Source organism: Bacteroides sp. 3_2_5 (assembly GCF_000159855.2).
Lineage (GTDB): Bacteria > Bacteroidota > Bacteroidia > Bacteroidales > Bacteroidaceae > Bacteroides > Bacteroides fragilis.
This window is the reverse complement of the sequence record NZ_JH636045.1, coordinates 337324-362783: the sequence shown is the minus strand read 5'-3', so window position 1 is coordinate 362783 and position 25460 is coordinate 337324. Positions and strand designations below refer to the sequence as shown.

21 protein-coding genes are annotated in these 25460 nt (G+C 43.1%); 11 read left to right on the top strand and 10 right to left on the bottom strand.

Annotation, left to right across the window (positions count from 1 at the left end; all coding sequences use genetic code 11):
* Nucleotides 1-201: 201 nt before the first annotated feature.
* The 5 genes from ffh to rho form a co-directional block, all read right to left on the bottom strand.
* Nucleotides 202-1521 carry a signal recognition particle protein gene (ffh, locus tag BSHG_RS03360; RefSeq protein ID WP_005789195.1) on the bottom strand — a complete coding sequence of 440 codons (1320 nt, stop codon included), beginning with the start codon at nucleotides 1519-1521 and terminating at the stop codon, nucleotides 202-204.
* Between the two features lie 151 nt (nucleotides 1522-1672).
* On the bottom strand, nucleotides 1673-2995 hold the full coding sequence (locus BSHG_RS03365; protein WP_005789192.1) for an MATE family efflux transporter: 1323 nt from the start codon (nucleotides 2993-2995) through the stop codon (nucleotides 1673-1675).
* A gap of 74 nt (nucleotides 2996-3069) precedes the next feature.
* Nucleotides 3070-5025 (bottom strand): sensor histidine kinase, encoded by a 1956-nt coding sequence (locus tag BSHG_RS03370; protein ID WP_008661077.1) that lies wholly within the window; start codon nucleotides 5023-5025, stop codon nucleotides 3070-3072.
* Nucleotides 5022-6872 (bottom strand): ATP-binding protein, encoded by a 1851-nt coding sequence (locus BSHG_RS03375; RefSeq protein ID WP_008661076.1) that lies wholly within the window; start codon nucleotides 6870-6872, stop codon nucleotides 5022-5024. Before BSHG_RS03375 ends, BSHG_RS03370 begins: the two co-directional genes overlap by 4 nt.
* Nucleotides 6873-7003: 131 nt before the next feature.
* Nucleotides 7004-9070, bottom strand: coding sequence for a transcription termination factor Rho (rho, locus tag BSHG_RS03380; RefSeq protein WP_008661075.1), 2067 nt, complete (start codon nucleotides 9068-9070; stop codon nucleotides 7004-7006).
* A 274-nt stretch (nucleotides 9071-9344) separates the two neighbouring features.
* Between rho and BSHG_RS0220690 the strand changes: the two genes are divergently transcribed.
* On the top strand, nucleotides 9345-10181 hold the full coding sequence (locus BSHG_RS0220690) for a 4Fe-4S binding protein (protein ID WP_005789184.1): 837 nt from the start codon (nucleotides 9345-9347) through the stop codon (nucleotides 10179-10181).
* Between the two features lie 368 nt (nucleotides 10182-10549).
* Nucleotides 10550-10870 (top strand): DUF202 domain-containing protein, encoded by a 321-nt coding sequence (locus BSHG_RS03385; RefSeq protein ID WP_005789182.1) that lies wholly within the window; start codon nucleotides 10550-10552, stop codon nucleotides 10868-10870.
* A gap of 13 nt (nucleotides 10871-10883) precedes the next feature.
* Here the strand turns inward: BSHG_RS03385 and BSHG_RS03390 are convergent, their stop codons facing one another.
* From BSHG_RS03390 to BSHG_RS03410, 5 genes are all read right to left on the bottom strand, one after another.
* On the bottom strand, nucleotides 10884-11819 hold the full coding sequence (locus tag BSHG_RS03390) for a YihY/virulence factor BrkB family protein (protein WP_008661074.1): 936 nt from the start codon (nucleotides 11817-11819) through the stop codon (nucleotides 10884-10886).
* Nucleotide 11820: 1 nt separating this feature from the next.
* Complete coding sequence (locus BSHG_RS03395) at nucleotides 11821-13266, bottom strand: alpha-amylase (protein WP_008661073.1); 1446 nt, start codon at nucleotides 13264-13266, stop codon at nucleotides 11821-11823.
* A 106-nt stretch (nucleotides 13267-13372) separates the two neighbouring features.
* The gene (locus tag BSHG_RS03400; RefSeq protein WP_005789175.1) at nucleotides 13373-14386 is read right to left on the bottom strand and encodes a ketoacyl-ACP synthase III; all 1014 of its coding nucleotides are present in this window, start codon (nucleotides 14384-14386) and stop codon (nucleotides 13373-13375) included.
* 501 nt (nucleotides 14387-14887) lie between these two features.
* Nucleotides 14888-15898: a GGGtGRT protein gene (locus BSHG_RS03405; RefSeq protein ID WP_008661072.1), complete on the bottom strand. Its 1011-nt coding sequence runs from the start codon at nucleotides 15896-15898 to the stop codon at nucleotides 14888-14890.
* 20 nt (nucleotides 15899-15918) lie between these two features.
* Complete coding sequence (locus BSHG_RS03410; protein WP_005780363.1) at nucleotides 15919-16620, bottom strand: iron-sulfur cluster assembly scaffold protein; 702 nt, start codon at nucleotides 16618-16620, stop codon at nucleotides 15919-15921.
* A gap of 239 nt (nucleotides 16621-16859) precedes the next feature.
* Between BSHG_RS03410 and BSHG_RS03415 the strand changes: the two genes are divergently transcribed.
* From BSHG_RS03415 to BSHG_RS03450, 9 genes are all read left to right on the top strand, one after another.
* Nucleotides 16860-17264 carry an HsmA family protein gene (locus BSHG_RS03415; RefSeq protein WP_005789172.1) on the top strand — a complete coding sequence of 135 codons (405 nt, stop codon included), beginning with the start codon at nucleotides 16860-16862 and terminating at the stop codon, nucleotides 17262-17264.
* Nucleotides 17265-17802: 538 nt separating this feature from the next.
* Nucleotides 17803-18303, top strand: a complete 501-nt coding sequence (locus tag BSHG_RS03420) for a DMP19 family protein (RefSeq protein WP_005789167.1) — start codon at nucleotides 17803-17805, stop codon at nucleotides 18301-18303.
* 82 nt (nucleotides 18304-18385) lie between these two features.
* Nucleotides 18386-19186 carry a hypothetical protein gene (locus BSHG_RS03425; protein ID WP_008661065.1) on the top strand — a complete coding sequence of 267 codons (801 nt, stop codon included), beginning with the start codon at nucleotides 18386-18388 and terminating at the stop codon, nucleotides 19184-19186.
* Nucleotides 19187-19217: 31 nt separating this feature from the next.
* Entirely contained in the window at nucleotides 19218-19760 is a 543-nt protein-coding gene (locus tag BSHG_RS03430) for a Yip1 family protein (protein WP_008769654.1), read from the top strand.
* 9 nt (nucleotides 19761-19769) lie between these two features.
* Entirely contained in the window at nucleotides 19770-20222 is a 453-nt protein-coding gene (gene smpB / locus BSHG_RS03435) for an SsrA-binding protein (protein ID WP_005780358.1), read from the top strand.
* A gap of 19 nt (nucleotides 20223-20241) precedes the next feature.
* Entirely contained in the window at nucleotides 20242-22992 is a 2751-nt protein-coding gene (gene metH, locus BSHG_RS03440) for a methionine synthase (protein WP_050427964.1), read from the top strand.
* A gap of 14 nt (nucleotides 22993-23006) precedes the next feature.
* Nucleotides 23007-23612 carry a nitroreductase family protein gene (locus tag BSHG_RS03445; RefSeq protein WP_008661061.1) on the top strand — a complete coding sequence of 202 codons (606 nt, stop codon included), beginning with the start codon at nucleotides 23007-23009 and terminating at the stop codon, nucleotides 23610-23612.
* A 153-nt stretch (nucleotides 23613-23765) separates the two neighbouring features.
* Nucleotides 23766-23891, top strand: a complete 126-nt coding sequence (locus BSHG_RS23795) for a symporter small accessory protein (RefSeq protein ID WP_008661059.1) — start codon at nucleotides 23766-23768, stop codon at nucleotides 23889-23891.
* Entirely contained in the window at nucleotides 23888-25441 is a 1554-nt protein-coding gene (locus BSHG_RS03450) for a sodium:solute symporter (RefSeq protein WP_005789151.1), read from the top strand. Before BSHG_RS23795 ends, BSHG_RS03450 begins: the two co-directional genes overlap by 4 nt.
* Nucleotides 25442-25460 lie beyond the last annotated feature (19 nt).

Below are 25460 nucleotides of genomic sequence, written 5' to 3'. Positions count from 1 at the left end.
CGGTATTCGGGAGTGGAGCAACCGTCTCCGGGACTTCAAGCGGCGGGTTATGGTTTCTTACTCCGGTAGGTACATAAAAAAAGGAGGAAACAGCGGCTTCCTCCTTCTATTGCATTCTAATTGAATTTATTGAATGATTACATAGACAAAGATACATCATCCCGAAGCCAAAGTCAAGCTTTCGGGAAGAAAAGTGCAGTCTTATTTCATCTTCGGCATCATCTTGCCCATCTTGCTGCTGGTCACCATCTTCATCATTTTGCGAGTCTGGTCAAACTGTTTCAGCAGACGGTTCACCTCCTGGATAGTCGTACCGCTACCTTTGGCGATACGTGTACGGCGCGAACCGTTCAGGATGCCTGGATTGCTGCGTTCCTCCGGAGTCATGGAGTAGATGATGGCTTCGATGCTTTTGAAAGCGTTGTCGTCGATATCGATATCTTTGATGGCCTTGCCCACACCCGGAATCATTGAAGCGAGCTCTTTCAGATTACCCATTTTCTTAATCTGGGAGATCTGGCTGAGGAAGTCGTTGAAGTCGAACTGGTTCTTGGCAATCTTCTTTTGGAGGCGTTTAGCTTCTTCTTCGTCATATTGTTCCTGTGCGCGTTCCACCAACGAAACGATGTCACCCATACCCAGGATACGGTCGGCCATACGGGCAGGGTGGAACTGGTCGATGGCATCGAGTTTCTCGCCCGTACCTACAAACTTGATAGGTTTGTTCACTACCGAACGGATAGAGAGGGCCGCACCACCGCGGGTATCACCGTCGAGCTTGGTCAGCACCACGCCGTCAAAGTCGAGGCGTTCGTTGAACTCTTTGGCTGTGTTGACCGCATCTTGTCCGGTCATAGAGTCTACCACGAACAGAATTTCGTTGGGCTGGATGGCTTCTTTGATGGCAGCGATCTCATTCATCATCTGTTCGTCGACTGCCAGACGTCCGGCCGTATCGACAATTACCAGATCGTATCCCTTGGCACGTGCTTCTTTGATGGCATTCTGGGCGATGGAAACCGGATCTTTGCTGTCGATCTCCGAGTACATCGGTACGTCAATCTGTTCGGCCAGTACGCGAAGCTGCTCGATAGCTGCCGGACGGTAAACGTCACATGCAACGAGCAACGGGCGTTTGTTCTTCTTGGTTTTCAGCATGCGGGCCAGCTTACCCGAGAAAGTGGTCTTACCCGAACCTTGCAAACCGGACATCAGGATGACTGCCGGCTGACCTTTGGTGTCGATTTCGACAGTTTCTCCACCCATCAGCTGGGTCAGTTCGTCATGAACAATCTTCACCATCAACTGGCTCGGTTTTACGGCTGTGAGCACGTTCTGTCCCAGTGCCTTTTCCTTCACCGTATCAGTGAATCCTTTGGCTACTTTATAGTTAACGTCGGCATCGAGCAGTGCCTTGCGCACGTCTTTCAGGGTTTCTGCTACGTTGATCTCGGTGATTTTGCCTTCACCTTTCAGAATCTTAAACGACCTTTCGAGTCTTTCGCTTAAATTGTCGAACATATCTTTGAATTATGAATTACTAATGATGTGTAAAGCCCGCCGCAAATTGTACGGATCGACACGGATTTTATATCTGACATAGAGAATATCTGTGCTAATCTGTGCAATCTGCGGTGAAATCAGCCGCAAATGTACAAAAATCTCTCGTACTTTATATCTTTTTGTTCTGCCATTTTGCTTTTTTGAAATAAATATAGCTTGTGGCGAGCAACAGTGTATAGTACAGAATCTCAATCGTAAAGCACCATTCGATGGGAGCTTTCACCCACATTCCGATGAAAATGATGTACGATCCGTAGATTGCAATCGTGATGGCTTCGAGCATCAGGGCTGCTTGAGTATTGCCTGTACCCGATATTCCGTTGAAGACGATGTTAGCAACAGAGGCAATCAGCATGGCCACGCAGATGACATATACCGATGATACCGATTCATTGATCAATGCCGTTTCGTTGGTGTATACCGAGAGCAATGCTTGTGGGAACAGGGCGGTTATGATGACCAGCCCCAGCATGATCAGGAAAGAGAAGCGCCCGATTTTGTTTATCAACGGCATCACGTAGTTGATGCCTCCCGCGCCGATGGCGTTGCTCACCAGGCTGTTGGTTGTGGTGGCCAGTGCATTTACCGGAATCAGCATAACGATGTAGATGCTTCTCACGATGTTGGCAATAGCGAGTTCGCGCTGTCCCAACCTCTCCACTGCCACAAAGAAAACAAACCAGGTGGCCATCGACAGGAAATACTGAAGCATGGTGAAGCACGATATACTGAGAATGCGCATCAACAAAACCGGGTCGAACGACCGCAAGCGGTTGAGGCCATACTTTTTCAGGTTGACGGTGATGTACGTATAAATCAGGAAAAAGAGCAGAGAAGCCGCTTCGGCGATTACGGAAGCAATGGCTGCTCCTTTGATGCCCATTTCCGGAAGCCCGAAGTGTCCGAATATCAGGGCATAGTCCAGTACCACATTGGTCAGCGCCATAACCACTGCATTGATGGTGAGCACCTTGGTGCGGGTGATTCCGATGTAGAGTGCCCGGAACATCACGTTGACAAATGAGAAGAAGAACCCGAAGATGCGCCAGTCGAGAAACTCCATCGTGGCATCATAAATGCTTTCGGAAGAGACCAGCAGGCGCATGATGTTTCCGCCGAACGCTTTGGTGAATCCGAAGAGCAGGAGAGCCATGACCAACAGGAACAAGACTCCCTGAATCATGACCGGACCTACATCGCCGTAACGTGCTTCACCGTTGCGGCGGGCAATGACGATCTGGGAACCGGTGCTGAATCCGAAGGCAATGGTGAAAATACAAATATAGAAAAGCCCACCCATGGCAGAAGCACCGAGGGCTATCTCACTGACACGTCCCAGAAAGGCAGTGTCGGTGACGTTGATGACATTTTGCGCAAGCAAGCTCAGGAGAATCGGGTAACTGACACTCCAGATCTGTTTGTTGGTATACATAAAGAAGGGTTTAAGTTTGCAGGTTGCAAAGATACAACTTTCTGTAGAAGTAGACGAGCGGATAGGGGAAGAAGTCAATTTCTTCCTGAGGGAAACGTGAAGAGGATGGTCGGCTTTCCGTCCGGATTTGTCTGTACTTTGTAGTTTCCTCCGAAATACTCAAATAGCAGGCGGTTGATTTCGTGACGGATGCATACCTCTTGCGAAGTAAATCTTTCGTCAGCCAGCGGAGAGTTGGTGATGCGGAAGTTGATGAAGTTCTTCTCCGTGTCGAGTGTCACCTTAAAGTCGATTTCCCGTTTTTCTTTGTACTTCTGCGGATATGTCAGTGCACTCAGCAACGCCTGTGTGAAACGGACGGTGTCTACCCGGATGTTCAGGTCTGTGTCAATTTCGTTTTCCAACCGGATGACGGTACACCCTTCACTATGCATGCGCGCCATATAGGTAGCTTCATTGCAGAGTTCCGCCAGTCCGTACTCCTGAATGTTGAACTTCATCATACCGGCTTCGAGCCGTGATAAATCAAGTACATCATTAACCAGGCGCATCAATTCTTCGGAGTTCTTCTGAATGATGGAAGAGTATTCTTTACGGAGCTCATCGGGCATGTTGGGTTCGGAGGCTATCAATTGTGAGAAACCCACTACACCGTTCAGCGGGATGCGGATGTGATAGCTTATGTTCGACAAAAAGCGATTTTTCATTTCGTTGGCTTCTTCCGCCATGCGGGTTGTTTCCCGTGTTTCTTTTTCCGATCGTTCCAAAGCCTTGCGTACGTGTGAAATGCGGAGCATGAAAGCAACCAGAATTATCAGGATAATGACCACCACTATTAAGGTGCCGAGTTGGATGTAGCTTTTCAGCCGTTCCTCTTCCAATGCCACTTTGTCGATGTTGTATTTGGCTTTTATCTGTTGCATCTGTTTGTCGAGAACGGTCGTTTCGATAGAGTCTTTAAGATGGAGCGTTTCGATGTACAGGGGAATGGCTTCCGCACTTCGTCCGGCTTCTGCCAGGAGGTCGGCTTTTGTCAATTTTTGGTGGATGTAATTGCTGTTGAAGTCCTCTTGCAGCAGTATGATGGTGGAGTCTATCTTGGCAAGTGCCCGGTCATACGCTTTGCAAGCTCGGAAGTATGCTGCATAGGCATCGTAATAGAGCACCCTGTAGAGAAAGAAGGTGTTGCCATTGAGAAATTTGCCCGCGTTAACCAGATTTTTATGTGCTTGTTCCGGCTGGCCTGCATATAGATAATAATAGGTGTAATATACTTCGCAGAACAGGTAAACATCATAAAATGCCTCTTTGAGCATCGGGTTCGTGGAGGTATGGTGATGCAGTGTTTCTTTTAGCTTCGCAAGGTATTCGGAGAGTAATTGGTTGTTTTTCTGATCCTTGGTTATGGAAATCAGTTGACAGAGAATCGAGATTCGTACTACCGCATTATCTGTTTGTAAAGAGAGTTGATAGGCAGCTTCCAATGCTTTCATTCCTTCGTCCCATCTCTCTGTACTGATATAGACGTTGCCCAAGCATTGTTTTGCTCCGATCAGTCCGCGGGCGCAGTTCACTTTTGGGGCTCTTTCGTACATCAGGTTCGCTTCGTTGATGGCAAGTTCATACTGCTCTTCGTAGGTGCATAGGTCTATCTGAAAGCGGAGCGCATCGAAATAGAGATCCCAGGTTTGCGATTTGCGGGCATAAGGCTCCATTGTGTCAAGCCATTTTTTTACGCTGTCCCGGTTGTTTTGGTTATAGTAGTACACTGTGTGCAGATAGGCGGCTATGGCGTTGTATCTGTCATTCTTCTGCAAGGTGGCTTCCTCGCGCAACAGACCCGAGAAGGTGATACACCTGGGAGTCAGCTGCTCTATTTGTGCCAGTCTCTTGAACATTTCCAGACGAGTCGAGTCATGCGGAAGTGACTGTGCCACCCGATACAGGCTGTCCGTTTCCGTTTGTGTATTTGCATGACACCATCCTAAGGCCCGGCAACATACTATGATGATAAGTATCAGTCGCTTCATCTTTCTGCCTCCTTTTCCTTTGCGGGCCGGACGGGGTGTGTAAACCGGAATCGCGCACCTTCGGTGTAGTCCGGGTCAATCCATATTCTCCCTCCGATTTGCTCGATGATAAGTTGACAGATCGAGAGTCCCAGACCTGTTCCCTGTGCACCTTCGTTCAGTTTCTCAAAACGATTGAATATCTGGTCCTGTTTTTCACGGAGGATACCACATCCGGTATCTGTCACAGTGAACAGAGCTATGGTTTCTGATTCTTTTTCTAATGTCAGGGTGATGCTTCCTTCGGTAGTGAACTTGGTGGCATTGATCAGCAGGTTGATCAATACCTGTTGCAGGCGTGCCTCGTCTGTACGCAAAGTCAGTTTATCCAGTGAAGTGACAAAACTGACTCCGGCTTGTGTCTGCTTCACCTTCTCTACGGTGTTGATTACGTTACGGCATATATTGACGGCGTCACATTCTTTAAAATTGAAAGTCAGCTTGCCGGGATCGAGATTTGACAGGTCTATTACATCATTGATCAGCTTTAGCAGCAGTTCGGAGTTTTGCTGGATGATGTCATTGCATTGATACCGTGTGTCATTGTCGATGGATTCGTCGGTCAGGATGGATGAGAATCCGGAAAGTGCATTCAGTGGTGTCCGTATTTCGTGACTCATGTTCGACAGGAACAGACTTTTGGTACGTATTGAGTTCTCGGCATACTTACGGGCTATTTCCAATTCTTCTTTGGAGCGGAGAAGTCGGTTGGACTCCTGCCGGATGCGGACAATCAACAGCAAAACAAGCATCAATATAAAGATGGAAGCTATGATGATCCACAAGATGATTTGGTTTCGTTGAATTTGGTTCCGGATTTCCATCCGGTCTATCTGATACATTCCCCGTAGGTCATTGATTTGCCGGGCATAGCTCAGAGCGTTCAAAGAGTCTTTTTGCCGGTTGGCCTTTTGATAGATACGATAGGCTTCTTCCGTTCGTCCCATTTGAGTCAGCAGTTGGGCACACTCAAGCTGCAAACCGATGTGTTTGTTGGGGGCAGGTGCTTTAGGGACCTTTGTCAGGCGTTCGTATTGTTGCAGGGCCAGTTCATACTTCCCGACAGCCTGATAGTACTGGGCCAATATATAGTTGTAGATACTACGCAGGTAGAGATAATTCAGTTGTTCGTGGATTTTCCTGGCTTTGTCCAGTTCGGCTTTTCCCTTTTCGGGATCACCGGACTCGATGTTATAGTAGGCATTGCACGCACATATGAAAAAGTGGAATGTAGGATTAGGGTTATCGGCATACAGGTTTTCAAACTTTTGCAGATAGATGCGTACCTCGTCCATGTGCGAGGTCTGAATCAGGGTCAGGATGAATTTCGGAAGAATCTCTTGTTCGAGGATTTCGCTACCCGGTATTTTGTCAAGCAACTCCAGAGCTTCTTTATAAGATTCGATGGCGGGTTCCTGCATGTTGGCATTCAAGTAGGCATCCCCAATGGCACGGCTGGAAAGAGCTATACCGATGGGGGAATTCAATTCTTTGGCTTCCTTATACATCCGGCGGGCATGGTCGATGGCCATATTCATGTCTCCTCGTGAGGCATAAGCTGTCACAATCAGTTGTTTCAACTGAAATAGAGTTTTATATTCTTTCTGCTTTTTCAGGAGAGGAGCCAATTCGTTGCCCCATTGGATAATACTGTCGTTGGGAGCTTCTTTACTATAGTTGAGGCTGTTGTCGATCAGGTCCAGCAGCGCTGACACGTGCCTTGTTGCTTTGTTATCGGCAGCATATGTAGTGACAGAGTATAAGGTTACTGCTATTACTATAAGCGCTATATTGAAAGACTTTCCCACAGTAAATGTTGTTTTCCCGATGTTTGTTTTATGCTTGTTTATGATGCATGTAGTGCAAAGCTAAATAAAAAGAGTGAGATTCAAACAGAATCTCACTCTTTTTACTATATTTTGTTCACAAAAGGAACTCTTTAGCTGTTCATGCTCATCAGGAACTCGTCATTGTCTTTGGTTTTTTCCAATCGGTCTTTTACGAAATCCATTGCTTCGATAGGATTCATATCCGACAGATACTTGCGTAGAATCCACATGCGGTCCAGTGTTTGCTTGTCGAGCAGCAAGTCGTCGCGGCGGGTGCTCGATGCCACAATGTTGACAGCAGGGAAGATACGTTTGTTACTTAGGTTGCGGTCGAGCTGCAACTCCATGTTACCTGTACCCTTGAACTCTTCAAAGATTACTTCGTCCATCTTCGAACCGGTGTCGATCAGGGCAGTAGCGATAATGGTGAGCGAACCTCCGTTCTCTATGTTACGGGCTGCTCCGAAGAAACGTTTCGGTTTGTGTAGTGCATTGGCATCCACACCACCCGAGAGTACCTTTCCTGATGCCGGAGATACAGTATTGTATGCGCGCGCCAGACGGGTGATAGAGTCGAGGAAGATCACTACATCGTGTCCGCACTCTACCAATCTTTTAGCTTTTTCGAGTACGATGCCGGCAATTTTCACATGGCGTTCGGCAGGTTCGTCGAATGTAGAAGCAATCACTTCCGCATTGACACTGCGGGCCATGTCGGTTACTTCTTCCGGACGTTCGTCAATCAACAACATGATCATATATACTTCCGGATGGTTGGCAGCGATGGCATTGGCGATTTCTTTCATCAGGATGGTTTTACCGGTCTTGGGCTGAGCCACGATCAAGGCACGCTGTCCTTTACCGATTGGTGAAAAGAGGTCGACTACACGTGCCGACATCGAGTCGGAGTAGCCTCCTTTGCAAAGCTTGAACTTTTCGTCTGGGAACAGCGGAGTGAGATGGTCGAACGGTACACGGTCACGTACGAAAGCGGCATCACGTCCGTTGATTTTAGAAACCTTTACCAGCGGGAAGTATTTTTCGCCTTCTTTGGGCGGACGGATTACACCTTCTACTACGTCACCGGTCTTCAGACCGAATAGTTTGATCTGGGATTGCGAAACGTAGATATCGTCCGGTGAAGAGAGGTAGTTATAATCTGACGAACGGAGGAATCCGTAACCATCCTGCATGATTTCCAATACACCGGTTCCGGTGAGGATATCATCAAATTCATAAGGTTTCTCACGTTCAATCACGCGGCGTTCCTGAACGGGTGCGGCTTCGGCGGCATTTTGTTGCGACATGGGACGCTGTTGTACAGGCTGACGCTGGTTATTGTTGCGTTGGTTATTATTATTGTTGTTGTAATTGTTGTTGTTATTGTTGTCTCGTGGGCGAATCACACGCGGGCGTTGGGGTTGTGCCACAGGTTCGGGGGCTGTTGCTGCTTCGGCTTTGGTCGATTCAAATTTGCCGAACAGTTCGGTTGGCAATTCTACTTTTTCCGAAGGCAGGTCTTCGATGGGGATAAAATCATCGTCTGCATCTATATCCGAGAGGATCGAGCTTTCTTCGTCTACAACGGCCGGTTTGGGTTTGAGAATCGGTTTGCTGATGGGACGTTTTTCTGTTTCCGGTTGGGCAGCGGGCTTTTCTTCTTGTGCCGATGGTACTGTTTCCGGTTTTTCGGTAGTTTCTTCTGCGGGTTTAGCTTCTGTTTCTACCTGATTTTTACGGGGGCGTCCCGGTTTCTTTTTCGGAGTGGCATAAGGTGTCACTTTGACAGATTCGGCCGGAGTGGCGTTTGTTTCGGCGTTTGCCTCTTTAGCTGTTTCTGGGGTCGGTTCTGTTGTTTTAGGTTGTGGCTGTGTTTTGGCTGCAGGTGTTTTGGCATCTGTTTTGGTTAGTTCTCCATTCTTGGTAGAAGAGAAAACCTTGTCGGCGTTTTCCTTCTTTACTGTCACCCGAGAGCGTTTTTTCTTATCTTCTTTGCGTTCCTCTTTCAGTTTGTCGGCAGCTACCTTTTTAGTAGCTCCGGCTATGGCTTGTTCGTCGAGGATTTTGTAGACAAGTTCTTCTTTCTTAAGTGAGTCTGTTTTTTTGATACCCAATTCCTGGGCAATAGCTTGTAGTTCCGACAAATTCTTGTCGTTCAATTGAATGATGTTATACATACAGTATAGTGAGTTATTTAAATATTTTAATTTTATTCGTTGAAATACGTACGGCTGAAGCTGCGACGCAGGGGTCGGAAACTTAACAAACGCAATAATCTTTAAATGATGAATTAGGGATGTTTGGCTGAATCGGAAATCCGAATTTGTCTCCCGTTGGAGGGGTTCGGAATGTTTCAACGCCGCAAAGATAATAAATAATTTTGGTTTTTGTCTTCGTTTACTCTTTTTTTCTTCATAAAAGTGTACCTTTGTTGCATAAAAAGTAACTATTATGACAGCAAACGAAGTCCATTTGATTTATTTCTCGCCTACCCACACCTCTAAACAAGTTGGGGAGGCAATTGTTCGTGGAACCGGAATAACAAATGTGATAAACACGAATTTAACACAACAGGCAACTCAGGATTTAGTGATTGCCGAATCTGCATTAGCTATTATTGTCGTGCCGGTATATGGAGGTCGTGTAGCCCCTTTGGCCATGGATCGTCTGGCAAGTGTGCGCGGAAGTAATACTCCGGCGGTTATCGTGGTGGTATACGGTAATCGTGCTTACGAAAAATCGTTGATGGAACTTGATTATTGGGCTATTCAACAGGGGTTTAAAGTAATTGCCGGTGCTACTTTCATAGGAGAACACTCTTATAGTACAGAAAAATATCCCGTAGCTGCCGGACGTCCTGACGAACGTGACCTTGCTGTGGCAGCCGATTTTGGAAAGCAGATTTCAGATAAAATAGCATCTGCTACCGAACCGGAAAAATTATATGCGGTCGATGTCCGTAAAATCCGGCGTCCGCGTCAGCCTTTTTTCCCATTGTTTCGCTTTTTGCGGAAAGTGATTGCCTTGCGTAAAAGTGGGGTTCCCCTTCCCCGTACTCCTTGGGTGGAAGATGAATCTTTGTGTACTCACTGCGGTGCGTGTGCGAAAATGTGTCCTGTAAGCGCCATAGCCAAAGGTGACGAGTTGAATACGGATGCCGAACGCTGCATTAAATGTTGTGCCTGTGTAAAGGGATGCCCACAGAAAGCCAGAGTATATGATACCCCGTTTGCCGTACTACTGTCGCAATGTTTTGTTAAGCAGAAAGATCCCTGTACGTTGGTTTAATGAAAAAAGGTTAGTGGCATAGCATTGTGCAAGATTTTACTTGTTATTGGAGTTTGTTTCAATTAACATTGTTAACGTCATTTCCTTATAATTTGATTCTTGTGTGCAAATAACAAGTCTTTTGTATTTTAATAACTTGTTATTTGTATCCCAAGAATTATTTTTTATGAAGAGATTTTTCTACTTACATAAATTTAATTAGCCAGTTGTGAAAAGTATAACTAAAAATGATTTTAGTGTACGGTAAATTGGTCAGGATTGGGGGATCTGTCAGTGTCATTTGCTAAATGGAGATTCTGTTTCCTGAACTATTGTACTCAATTATTGTTTTAAATAAACGTTTAAGATACAGTTACCTTAATATAATTATGCTGACATTTACCGATAACTTTGAGAATGATAAAGAGTTGATACTTCGTGATCATCTGGCACTTGAAAGAACCAAGCTGGCTAATGAAAGAACTTTGTTTGCATATATCCGTATGGCACTTTACCTTTTGACTGTGGGGATAGGGATATTTCAAATTGAAAGCATTTCACGTTTGGATGGGCTGGCGTGGGGATGTATTATAGCCGGAATCTTTTTGTTTTTCTTGGGCTTTGTCCGTTTCGAACAAATGAGAAAGCATTTGAAACAGTATACGAAAACATGTCGTGATACTGAGAATGAATCGTCACGGAAGAAGTGATTTTTATTCTAGATTATTCGATAGGCTTGTCTTCGTGTATTTCAATGGTTTTGGTGGCTACTGCATATTCGTCGGGGAAAATTTTACTTCCCATTTCGTTTGCCCATGCTTTGGTAAATTCTGCACCGGTATATATGATGATGGAAGAATAATAAATCCAGGTGACGAAAACCACCATGAACGCAGCAGCCCCATAGACGGTCCCCACATTGGCTATTCCTATATAAAAGGAAATTCCCCATTGACCTATCAGTAGCAGTATGGTGGTTACAACAGCTCCGATGCAAACGTCTTTGCTCTTGATTTTGGCATCGGGTAATATTTTAAATATGAGTGTAAAGATGATGGTAGTGACACTCATGTTTATGATGATTCCTACCACTTTTACCAACGAATCGGCTACTTCCGGATACTTAAAGATGAATTTTTGACTGAGTTCTCCGATTATATTGGTAATGGTGAATGTAATCAGGAGAATGAAGGCAAATACAAGTATTATTGAGAAAGAAAGTATCCGGTTTTTAATAAATTTAAGCCAGCTCTTTTTAGGGACGGCTTTTATTCCCCAAATTGAATTTAATGAACTTTGTATTTCTGCAAAAATAGTGGTGGCACCAAAAATAGAGATACCTAAGCTGACAAAGGCGGCCGACCTGGAGGGGTCTGTATTTTCTGCATTTTCTATAATAGAACGAAGGGCCTCGGTAACTTCGGGACCCACAATCGGTTGTAGTTGGACATAAAGTTGATTGGCCAAATCCATATGGAAAAAGACATCGACAGTGACTAGAAGGGAAAGAAAAGGAATAATTGAAAACAAAGTCGCATAGGCTAATGAAGCGCTCAACCTCATAACGCTGTCGTCTATGAATCCCCAAACTGTATCTTTTATTATTTTGAAGAGCAGGGATAAACTAAGTCTTTTCTTTCTTTCGGAATGGATTTCCATTTTAATTCTTTTTTATCCAAACAGCAATATTACGGGTATTAACAGAAAATTCTCCACTTCCTTTTTCGTCTAATGTGATTTCTTGCTGAATATTTCCGGTTATTTCATGCCATATTTCGCCTTTATGTTCTTCGCCCAAATCCATCTTTTTACTGCCGGCTTCATCATTAGACATTAAAAAGACTAAACCGGAACCGACATGTTCTTCATCTCCCGTACGAATAAAGCCGATGGCGGAAGGATGATCGAAATACTCAATCTGATCGCCATAAGCATATTTTCTTCTGGTATCCAGAAGAATATTAATGATTTGGGTATGAGGTGAGTTCTCTCCTTTGACACCATAATAATCTCCGTAGAACAAACAAGGATAACCGTCTTTCATTAATAATATCAGACCATAGGCCAATGGTTTGAACCAGTCTTCTATTTGTGATTCCAAGGAACTGCCCGATTGCGAATCGTGATTGTCGACAAAAGTGACTGCCAGATCACAGTGGTGCTCGACTAATGTGTTTTTTAGGATATTCTGCAGATCATAATTCTTGCCTTCTTGTGATGCTTGGAATAAATTATAATGTAATGGAACATCAAATAGGTTGACTTTGTGACCCACGGATTTTATGTATGCATCGAGTGTGTTCAAATCACCATTCCAATATTCGCCAACAGCGTAGAATTTGTCTCCTCTTTCGCTTCTTACCGCATCCAGGAATTGTGCAATGAACTTGTCTTTCATGTGTTTGATGGCATCCAGACGCATTCCGTCGAGGTTCAGCTCTTTGGAAACCCATTTTCCCCAACGATTCAATTCGGTGACTACTTCAGGATGATCCAGGTCTATATCATTGCATAATAAGAAATCGTAGTTGCCATTTTCATTGTCAACCCCTTCGCTCCACGCTTTGCCTTCACCCTGTATCTGGAAGATGCCACTCCGCTTTTTGGCATCGTCAAAACCGGTTCCTGAAAAATGATACCAATGCCATTTGAAGTCTGAATATTTATCCTTACGTCCATGGAAGCTGTATCCGGTCCAGCCCTGTATTTCGAACGGTTTTCCTAATGCTTGGGTTCTATCATTGGGATCGACTTCTACAACTATGAACTTTTCAGTGAAATCACCTCCTGCCTTATGATTCAGTACTACGTCCAGATAAACGGAAATATGATTTTTATGTAATTCATCGATCATTTCTTTCAGTTCTTCTTTCGTACCATATTTCGTTCTTACGGTTCCTTTTTGATCGAACTCGCCGAGATCATACAAATCGTAGGTTGCATAACCTTCGTCTTGTTGTTCGTCGGCTTTGTAAGCGGGGGGAATCCATACTGCTGTCACACCAATCTCATGTAAATGTGACGCATCTTCTTTTAATTGTTTCCATAAATTTCCGTCATTTGGCAGATTCCATTCAAAATACTGCATCATTACACCATTTTCCATTATCCAATGCATTTAGTTATCGGAAAATAACAAAGAAGTGTATGATAAGGTTTTTTGTGTTTACCCAAAAGCACTGAAAGAAAGGATATCGGCGTTTGTGATTAGACTAACATGCGTTATTTGTCTTGCCATCATATCCCCATTTAACGTAAACAGCTCCCCAGGCAAATCCGGCTCCGAAAGCGGTGAAAATCAAATTATCACCTTTTTTGAGTTTATTTTCGAAATCCCAAATGCATAATGGAAGCGTACCTGCACTGGTATTGCCGTAGTGTTCGATATTGATCATAACCTTTTCTAATGGTACATCCAGACGCTGGGCAACAGCACTGATGATACGTTGATTGGCCTGGTGGGGAACGACCCAGTCTATTTCATCTTTTGTCAGTTGGTTTCTTTCGATGATCGACTCACATGCATCTGACATATTGGCTACAGCATATTTAAATACTGTACGTCCTTCTTGGTGAAGGTAATGCATGTGGTTGTCAACTGTAAAATAAGAAGGGGAACAAACTGAACCACCGGCTTTCATGTGTAAAAAAGGAAGTCCTTTGCCGTCTGTTCTTAAAACGGAATCGATAACTCCTAAATGATCTGTTGTGGGTTCCAACAAGAAAGCTGCTGCACCATCAGCGAAAATAGGACAGGTGGCACGATCGGTGTAGTCTATCACAGATGACATTTTATCGGCACCAACAATAATGACTTTTTTGTATTTTCCCGAACGGATAAAGTTAGCCCCGGTTTCTAATGCATATAAGAAACCGCTGCAGACCGCTTGCATGTCGAAGGCAAATGCATTTTTCAACCCCACTCTTTCGCATAAAATGGAAGCCGTTGAAGGAAGCCGATAATCGGGAGTGGTGGTAGCTACAATTACCAGGTCAATATCATCCGGATTACTTTGAGTACGTTGCATCAGTTGTTTGACAGCTTTTCGTGCCATGTATGAGGTGCCGAGTCCTTCTTCATTCAGGATGCGTCTTTCTTTGATTCCGATACGTCCCATGATCCATTCATCGGTGGTATCTACAATTCTGGATATCTCATCATTAGTCAGGATATAATCGGGCACATATCCTCCAACTCCTGTAATTACTGCATTGATTTGTTTCATTAACTTTGTCTAAATAAGTAAGTTCTTAAGCGGGGGAAGTATAAAATGACTCCGAAAACTTACAACTTCTCGGATTGCATCTAAAATACCGGGCGCAAATATACAGAAAAGAAAGATTTATTCAATATCTTGTAATCTAAATGCGTTGAATTTCTTAGTGAGATTAGGATAAGTTATAATACAGAAATAGAATTAGGGAAATGATTAAATGAAGGAAGATAGGTTGCTTTGCAAGAAAAGAAAGAAATAATCAGGTCTGATTTTCTTAGTAAGAGTGAGGTCTTAATCTGATTTGTGTATCTGTTGGTTCAAGCGTTTTTGCTACTTCTTTACTTCTTTGGGTAACCATACTTTAGTCTGTTTCTGTATTTCTCGTTAATGCTTAGTAAATGGCCTATGTTATTCCGAAAGTATTTAATTTTCACGTTTTTGTTTATAAAAAGAAACTCCTGTAATTGTCAAAATTACAGGAGTTTATATCATTTGATCAAGAAACGGTGGTTACTTTGCCAATGCCTGAGCTACATCTACCGCACAAGCCACAGTACAGCCTACCATTGGGTTGTTACCAATTCCCAGGAATCCCATCATTTCTACGTGAGCAGGAACGGATGAAGAACCGGCGAACTGAGCGTCTGAGTGCATACGACCCATAGTGTCAGTCATACCGTATGAAGCAGGACCGGCAGCCATGTTATCCGGGTGAAGAGTACGACCTGTACCACCACCTGAAGCTACTGAGAAGTATGGCTTACCTGCCAGTACACGTTCTTTCTTGTAAGTACCTGCAACCGGGTGTTGGAAACGCGTCGGGTTAGTAGAGTTACCTGTGATAGATACATCTACACCTTCTTTCCACATGATAGCTACGCCTTCACGTACATCATCTGCACCATAGCATTTTACTTTTGCACGAGGACCGTCAGAGTAAGCAATTTCACGTACTACTTTCAGTTCACCTGTGAAATAGTCAAACTGTGTTTGAACATAAGTAAAGCCGTTGATACGAGAGATGATCTGAGCAGCATCTTTTCCAAGACCGTTCAAGATACAACGCAGAGGTTCTTTACGTACTTTGTCTGCTTTTGCAGCGATTTTGATAGCACCTTCGGCAGCAGCGAAAGATTCGTGACCTGCCAAGAAAGCGAAACATTTGGTTTCTTCATGTAACAACATAGCAGCCAGATTTCCATGACCGATACCAACCTTACGGTCGTCAGCTACAGAACCCGGGATACAGAATGCCTGCAGACCTATACCGATAGCTTCGGCAGCATCAGCAGCGTTTTTGCAACCTTTCTTGATAGCGATAGCAGCACCTACTACGTAAGCCCACTTAGCATTTTCAAAACAGATCGGTTGAGTTTCTTCACACGTTTTATAAGGATCAACTCCAGCAGCTTCGCAGATAGCGTTAGCTTCTTCGATGTCTTTGATACCGTTAGCGTTCAAGGCTTCGATGATACCTTTGATACGGCGGTCCTGACTTTCAAATTTTACTTCTCTAATCATAATTTCTTTTCCTCCTTATATTATTCGTGACGTGGATCAATGTGTTTAACAGCTCCCTGTTCTGCAGTGAAGCGTCCGTAAGTACCGGTAACTTTCTTCAATGCTTCATTCGCATCAGTACCCTTCTTGATTTCATCCATGAATTTGCCCATGTGAACGAATTCGTATCCGCAGATTTCATCGTTTTTGTCAAGAGCAATTGTCTTGATGTAACCTTCTGCCATTTCAAGGTAACGAGGACCTTTAGCCAAAGTACCGTACAATGTACCTACCTGGCTACGCAGACCTTTACCTAAATCTTCAAGACCTGCACCGATGATCAGACCACCTTCTGAGAAAGCTGACTGAGTACGTCCGTAAACGATCTGTAAGAAGAGTTCGCGCATAGCAGTGTTGATGGCGTCACAAACTAAGTCTGTGTTCAATGCTTCGAGGATAGTTTTTCCTGGGAGGATTTCAGCAGCCATAGCAGCTGAGTGAGTCATACCTGAACAGCCGATAGTTTCAACCAGAGCTTCCTGGATGATACCTTCTTTTACGTTCAGAGTCAGCTTACATGCACCCTGCTGAGGAGCACACCAACCCACACCGTGTGTCAGACCTGAAATATCAACAATTTCTTTTGATTTTACCCATTTTCCTTCTTCGGGTATGGGAGCCGGTCCGTGGTTAGGACCCTTCTTTACAACACACATGTGTTCCACTTCGTGTGAATAAGTCATAATTAGCTCTTTTTTAAGTGATATAATTAAAAATACGTAGTCACGATTCTCAAATCGCTCACAAAGGTAGTCGTTTTATTTGTTTTTGCAAATCGGGTTTTATTACTTTTTTATGAAAAGAGAAAAATAGAATTTGTGGTTTTGTTAGATTGTAATGTGGAGATGACATTTTAGATAATCTTTGTTTTGTTGAACTATTACTCTGATTCTTTGTTTCTTCTGAGAAAAATTGATCGGTTATGAATTTGAATGAGGTAGATATACATTATTTAATTGCAGCCATTAGTGTGATAACTTCGGCATTGGTGTTTTACACAATAGGAGTGTGGGGAGAGCGATTGCAGAAGAGGTTGAAATTTTGGCATCTGGTATTTTTTTTGTTGGGACTGCTGGCCGATTCTGTGGGAACGGCTTTAATGGAGAATATTGCGCGACTCACACACTTGCATGATGAAATACATACTGTGACCGGCATTATCGCTATCCTGTTGATGTTTATTCACGCTATGTGGGCTATCTGGACGTATGTGAAAGGGAGTGAAAGAGCCAAGGAACATTTCAACCGTTTCAGTATTGTGGTGTGGTGCATTTGGTTGATACCTTACTGCATAGGCGTATATCTTGGTATGTCATTGCATCATTGATTATCAATTATAAGGATTGAGAATTGAATCCCGTCTGTTTCTTTGTATTGTGTAGATTGCTTTGAATAAGATGCTATACTTGTCAAATCTTTAATTATCTACCTTTAGAAGGTATTAGTGAAATTCTCGGAGAACAAATTGATGAACCTGTTATTCTTTTGTAAATTAGAAGGTTACTATGACTTGCTGTTTGTCGGTAAAAGGCTTGTTTTAACACACTGTTAAAACAAATGTTTTGATGATAGAGAAGAAGGCTTTTAAATGTAAAACACTTGTCCTTTGCATTCAAGCACAGAATGCAAAGAAGATGGCATTAACAACGTTAATTGATAACGCTTGTTGCAATACCGAACTACAATGAACTGACATGCGATCCGGCAGAGGAGGTGATCAAATTATTCGTTATAGGATTATTATTGAAGAAAATTAAACGGGTTTCTAAAAAACTTATCAAAAAGCCTTTCTGAACCATATATTTCCGTATTTTTGTTTCCTGATATTTATAAATATAGAATTCACCTTATTATATATAGTGGAAATGATAGAAGTTACGGATGCCTCTTTGCAAAAAGCTGCGGGTGAGGGAATGGATGAATTTATCCAGGTGTTTACAGACAAGTATAAAGAAGTGATTGGCGGGGAACTTACTGCCGAAACAATGCCACTGTTGACAGGGGAGCAGCACTCTTTGCTGGCCTATCAGATTTTTCGGGATGAAGTCATGTTCGGCGGCTTTTGTCAATTGATTCAGAATGGGTATGGAGGTTATATCTTTGATAATCCTTTTGCAAAGGTAATGCGCCTGTGGGGAGCCGAGGATTTCTCGAAGTTGGTTTATAAAGCTAAGAAGATATACGATGCTCATCGCCACGATCTGGAGAAAGAGCGTACAGAGGATGAATTTATGGCTATGTACGAGCAATACGAGGCCTTTGATGATCTTGAAGAAGAATATCTGGATATTGAGGAGGAGGTTACAGCACTGGTAGCAAGCTATGTAGACGATCATTTAGAGTTGTTTGCAAAAATAGTTAAGTAATAGATGCAGTATTTTTTAAGTCTCTGCATTTACTTATTGTGAATTAGAATTTATATCTTTGCAAACTCTAAAAAATAGATTTATGAAACAATTGAAATTAATGGTGTTGACCTTAACCCTGTTGATGGGTACTATGTTTACTTCATGTATGGATTCCGGAGAAAGCGGTCCTCAGCAGTGGGCCGGTGTGGTGAAAGTGAATGATAGAATGGGTTATGTTACATTCACAGATGCTGCCGGTACAGAGCTGATCCCTACTAACACGATTCCTGTAACTTTGAATGCAAGAATGGCTTACATTGATTGCCAGGTTGATGAAGGTCAGGACCTCTCAACAAATCCTAAGTCAATTAAAATTACACTTTTAGCAGATCCTACAGGAATTGATGCTACAGCAATAACCACTCCGAAAGTAGAATCAAGTGATGTGACTACTAATGCACCTGTTGGTTCGTTGAGTTTTGCATCAGGATATTCAACTGTGGCCCCATTTCAGTTTAGTGAAAATACGATTGTATTACCAGTACTTTATCGTGTGAAAAATGTGACTACTACAGAAGATATTAAAAATGAGCTTGCTAAACATACTTTTACTCTTGTCTGCTATACAGATGATATTAAATCTGGTGATACCATTTTGAAACTTTATTTACGCTATAAAGTTGAGGATGAACCTGCTGCTATTGCTGAGCGTGCAACACGTACTCCCAGCTTTAAGGCTTATGAAATCAGCCAAATCTTAAGAGAATATACTCTGAAGAGTGGACAAACTAAACCTGCTAAAATAACTATAGTAGCACAGCAAAATGAGTACAACAATAAGTTGGAAGATACTTCTACTATAGAGAAGGTATATGAAATAGAATATAAAACTGCGGAATAATTTGAATTACAAAGCATTATTTCAAATAGCAATGTCATTGATTTCCTCTCCGGCCAAGGCCTGGGAGGAAATTCGTTTAGAGGATAGACGGGCAGTTCTTACTGTTTTTGTCTATCCTATGATTGGTTTATGTGGTTTATCCGTATTCATTGGTGCTTTGTGGACTAATGGTTGGGGAGGACCACAAAGTTTCCAGTTGGCCATGACGCAGTGTTGTGCGGTGGCGGTAGCTTTGTTCGGAGGTTATTTTCTGGCGGCTTATGCTATCAATCAGATGGGGATAAAAATGTTTGGTATGACCAATGATATCCCTTTGGCACAGCAGTTTGCAGGTTATGCGTTAGTTGTCACTTTTTTGTTACATATAGTAACCGGATTGCTTCCTGATTTCAGTATTATCGGTTGGCTGCTCCAATTTTATATCGTTTATGTGGTATGGGAAGGAGCAAGGGTTGTGATGCTGGTAGAAGAAAAGAATCGGTTGCGTTACACCATTTTCTCGTCGATTTTGTTAATACTATGTCCGGCGGTAATACAAGTTGTGTTCAACAAGCTAACAGCTATATTAAATTAAGAAAATAAAATGAAACTGGCTCCTATAAATATAAAGAATAAACGTGCTACTTTCGACTATGAGTTGATCGATACTTATACAGCAGGTATTGTGTTGACCGGGACGGAGATTAAGTCCATCCGTCTGGGTAAGGCAAGCTTGGTAGATACGTTTTGTTATTTTGCGAAAGGCGAGTTGTGGGTGAAGAATATGCACATTGCCGAATATTTTTATGGCTCGTATAATAATCATGCGGCCCGACGTGACCGTAAGTTGCTATTGAGCAAAAAGGAGCTGAATAAATTGGAAAGAGGGACGAAAGACGCCGGATTCACCATTGTCCCTGTGCGTTTGTTTATTAATGAAAGAGGTTTGGCCAAAGTGGTTGTAGCTTTGGCTAAAGGTAAAAAGCAATATGATAAACGGGAGGCTTTGAAAGAAAAAGACGACCGTCGTGATATGGACAGGATGTTTAAACGATGATAGGTTTGTACCTTTAGCAATGAAAAAAACTATTCAACAGCTGGTACTCGAACGTATCCTTATATTGGATGGCGCTATGGGTACAATGATTCAGCAATATAATCTTAGAGAAGAAGATTTTCGTAATGAACGCTTTGCGCATATTCCCGGTCAACTGAAGGGGAATAATGATTTACTTTGTCTCACACGCCCTGATGTGATTCGGGATATACACCGTAAGTATCTAGAAGCCGGTGCAGATATCATTGAGACGAATACTTTTAGTTCTACCACTATTTCTATGGCCGATTATCATGTACAAGAGTATGTGCGTGAAATGAATCAAGCGGCTGTAAAGCTGGCACGTGAAGTGGCTGATGAATATACGGTACTAAATCCCGATAAACCCCGTTTCGTAGCCGGTTCGGTAGGTCCTACCAATAAAACATGTTCTATGTCGCCGGATGTGAATAATCCGGCTTATCGTGCTGTGACTTATGATGAAATGGCTGATGCTTATCAGCAACAGATGGAAGCTATGCTTGAAAGTGGGGTAGATGCTTTATTGATAGAAACTATCTTTGATACGCTGAATGCCAAAGCTGCTATTTTGGCAGCAGAACGTGCAATGAAGGCTACAGGAGTAAAAGTGCCTGTTATGTTATCTGTGACGGTTTCCGACACCGGAGGACGTACTCTTTCCGGACAGACGCTGGAAGCTTTCCTGGCTTCAGTGCAACACGCTGATATCTTCTCAGTCGGGTTAAACTGTTCGTTTGGTGCCAGGCAACTGAAACCTTTCTTAGAGCAATTGGCCGCTCGGGCTCCTTATTATATTAGTGCTTATCCGAATGCTGGTCTACCTAATAGTTTAGGAAAATATGACCAGACTCCGGCAGATATGGCCCATGAAGTAAAAGAGTATGTTCATGAAGGATTGATCAATATCATAGGCGGGTGCTGTGGTACTACCGATGCCTATATTGCAGAATATCCTGCATTGATTGCCGGAGCAAAACCGCATATTCCGGTTTGTAAACCGGATTGTATGTGGCTTTCGGGATTAGAACTGTTGGAAGTGAAACCTGAAATAAATTTCGTTAACGTGGGGGAACGTTGCAATGTAGCCGGTTCGCGCAAATTTCTTCGTTTGATTAATGAAAAGAAATATGACGAGGCATTATCCATTGCCCGTAAACAGGTAGAAGACGGAGCACTGATTATCGATGTAAATATGGACGACGGCCTTCTGGATGCAAAGGAGGAGATGACAACTTTCCTTAATCTGGTGGCTTCGGAACCGGAAATTGCTCGTGTTCCTGTAATGATTGATTCTTCGAAATGGGAAGTTATCGAAGCCGGATTGAAATGTCTTCAAGGAAAATCAATTGTGAATTCCATCTCGTTGAAAGAGGGAGAGGAGAAATTCCTTGAACATGCTCGTACGGTTCGCCAATATGGTGCGGCTGTGGTAGTGATGGCTTTTGATGAGAAAGGGCAAGCTGATACAGCCACCCGTAAAATAGAAGTTTGCGAACGGGCCTATCATTTGCTTGTAGATAAGATAGGATTCAATCCGCATGATATCATTTTCGACCCGAATGTATTGGCTGTGGCAACAGGGATCGAGGAACATAATAACTATGCGGTAGATTTTATAGAGGCGACGGCTTGGATTAAAAAGAATCTTCCGGGCGCCCATATCAGTGGGGGAGTAAGTAATCTTTCGTTCTCATTCCGTGGAAACAACTATATTCGTGAAGCGATGCATGCCGTATTTCTTTACCATGCCATTCAGAAAGGGATGGATATGGGGATTGTGAATCCGGGTACTTCTGTATTGTATACAGATATTCCGGCGGATGTACTCGAGAGGATTGAAGATGTAGTATTAAACCGGAGAAGTGATGCCGCAGAACGATTGATAGAATTGGCTGACCGGTTAAAGGAGGCTTCTGCGGGTAATACTTCGGCCGGGCAACCGGTAAAACATGATGCCTGGAGGGACGGTACGGTAGAAGAACGCTTGCAATATGCTTTGGTAAAAGGAATCGGGGATTTTCTGGAAGAAGATCTTGCTGAGGCTTTGCCTAAATATGATAAAGCGGTGGATGTGATTGAAGGACCGTTGATGAATGGAATGAATCATGTGGGCGAATTGTTTGGCGCAGGTAAGATGTTTCTTCCACAAGTGGTGAAAACAGCCCGTACGATGAAGAAAGCCGTTGCAATCTTACAACCTATTATAGAATCGGAAAAGGTGGAAGGTACTGCTTCGGCAGGAAAAGTTTTGCTGGCCACTGTGAAAGGGGATGTGCATGACATTGGCAAAAATATAGTCTCGGTTGTGATGGCATGTAATGGTTACGATATTATTGATTTGGGAGTGATGGTACCGGCTGAATCGATTGTCCAAAAAGCCATTGAGGAGAAAGTGGATATGATCGGACTTAGTGGGTTGATTACTCCTTCACTGGAAGAGATGGTACATGTGGCTATGGAATTAGAAAAAGCCGGATTGGATATTCCATTGTTGATAGGAGGAGCGACTACCTCTAAACTACATACAGCATTGAAGATTGCTCCGGTTTATCACGCTCCGGTTGTTCACTTGAAGGATGCTTCGCAGAATGCGGGCGTTGCTGCTCGGCTGATGAGTCCGAAATCGAAAGAAGAGTTGGCAAAAGAATTATCCGGTGAATATGAAGCCCTTCGTGATAAGAGTGGCATGATGAAGCGTGAAACCGTTTCATTGAAAGAAGCTCAGGAAAACAGATTGAAACTTTTTTGATATAAAAAGAAATTATGGTAATAAAGAAAGCGATTTATGTATGGGTGATCGGGATACTGGGAATGATTTCATTCGCAGCTTGTTCAACTGCTTCTCAAGGAGAAGCCCCTTCGACATCCAATGCTGCGTTGGATAATATTTTTGCACGTAAAAGTGTGCGGGCTTATTTAGACAAGGAAGTAGAAAAAGAAAAAATAGATTGGATGCTACGTGCCGGAATGGCTGCACCATCCGGAAAAGATATTCGTCCGTGGGAGTTTGTATTGGTCACCGACCGGGTTGCTCTTGATTCGATGGCCGCTGCTTTACCTTATGCAAAGATGCTGACTCAAGCTCGCTATGCCATTGTTGTATGTGGAGATGTAGCTCAATCTTCCTATTGGTATCTGGATTGTTCGGCTGCTGCACAGAATATATTATTGGCTGCCGAAGCACAGGGGCTGGGTGCGGTATGGACAGCTGCTTATCCTTATGAAGACCGTATCAGGGTTGTTCGTAAATATACGGAGCTTCCGGGGAATATAGTGCCCCTGTGTGTGATTCCGTTTGGTTATCCGGCAACTACCCAAGAGCCTAAACAGAAATTTGATGAGAAAAAAATTCATTACGATAAGTTTTAAACCGTTTATTGGCTTTTCTGAAAGCTGCTTCTGATAAAACGAGGCAGCTTTTTTATTTTTATTCCTTTCCTTCTGATAATTTCTGCATTTTGTTTCTCTATTTCAATAAATTCCTTACATTTGCACCAATATTAATCGAAATCTGATACACGAATGTTTGGAATTAGCGACTCACTTATCATTTTGTCATACTTGCTTTCGGTAGTATGTGTGCTCTTTGCTGCTTGGTTTGGCTTCAAATACTGGAATAAAGACAACGAAAAAGATAAAACACGATGAATACATTTACACTTGGACTGATTGTGATAGCCTATCTGCTGTCACTGGCCTATCTTGGTTTTTTAGGTTATAAGAAAACATCCTCCGCCAGTGATTACCTGGTAGGAGGTCGACAGATGAATCCGTTTGTCATGGCACTCTCTTATGGTGCCACTTTTATATCAGCTTCTGCTATTGTCGGCTTTGGTGGGGTAGCAGCAGCTTTTGGTATGGGTATTCAGTGGCTTTGCTTTTTGAATATGTTTATAGGTGTAGTGATTGCCTTTATTTTTTTCGGACTCCGGACGCGGCGAATGGGTGCTAAATTGAATGTAAGTACATTTCCTCAATTGTTAGGCAGGCATTATCGTTCACGGGGAATACAAGTCTTTGTTGCCGCAGTGATTTTCCTCGGAATGCCTTTGTATGCCGCAGTGGTTATGAAAGGTGGTGCTGTCTTTATCGAACAGATTTTCCAGATTGATTTTAATATTTCACTTTTAATATTTACATTGGTAATAGCTGCCTATGTGATCGCAGGAGGTATGAAAGGAGTAATGTATACAGATGCTTTACAGGCAGTTATTATGTTTGGCTGTATGCTGTTTCTGCTTTTTTCGTTGTATCGGGTACTGGATATGGGCTTTACTGAAGCCAATCAGGCTCTGACGGACATAGCTCCCTTAGTTCCTGAAAAATTTAAGGCGTTGGGACATCAAGGGTGGACGGCTATGCCTGTTACCGGTTCACCTCAATGGTATACATTAGTCACTTCTCTTATCTTGGGAGTTGGAATCGGTTGTCTTGCGCAGCCTCAGTTGGTTGTGCGTTTTATGACGGTTGAAAGTAGCAAACAACTAAACCGTGGGGTTTTTATCGGGTGTTTTTTTCTGATTATTACCGTAGGTGCTATTTATCATGCAGGTGCATTGAGCAATCTTTTCTTTCTTAAGACCGAAGGTGTTGTAGCTACGGAAGCAGTCAAAGATATGGATAAAATCATCCCATACTTTATAAATAAGGCAATGCCGGATTGGTTTGCCGCTCTTTTTATGCTCTGTATCCTTTCTGCCAGCATGTCTACACTGAGTTCACAGTTTCATACGATGGGAGCTTCGGTTGGTTCCGATATTTATGGTACTTACAAGCCTCGTTCACGTGGTAAATTGACTAATGTGATCCGTTTGGGAGTTTTATTTTCAATTTTAGTGAGTTATATTATCTGCTATATGTTGCCCAACGATATTATAGCCCGTGGAACTTCTATTTTTATGGGTATTTGCGCTGCAGCTTTCCTGCCGGCCTATTTTTGTGCTTTATATTGGAGACGTGCTACCCGTCAGGGAGTGATGGCAAGCCTTTGGATAGGGACTATAGGTAGTTTGTTTGCGCTGGCCTTTCTGCACCAGAAAGAGGCTGCGGCAATGGGGGTATGCAGGTGGCTTTTCGGTAAGGATGTGTTGATCGAAGCCTATCCTTTTCCGATGATAGATCCGATATTGTTTGCATTGCCATTATCGGTAGCAGCCGTTATTATTGTGAGTTTGTTAACAGAGAAAGGGAAAAAATAAAATATACTATATGCTGTCA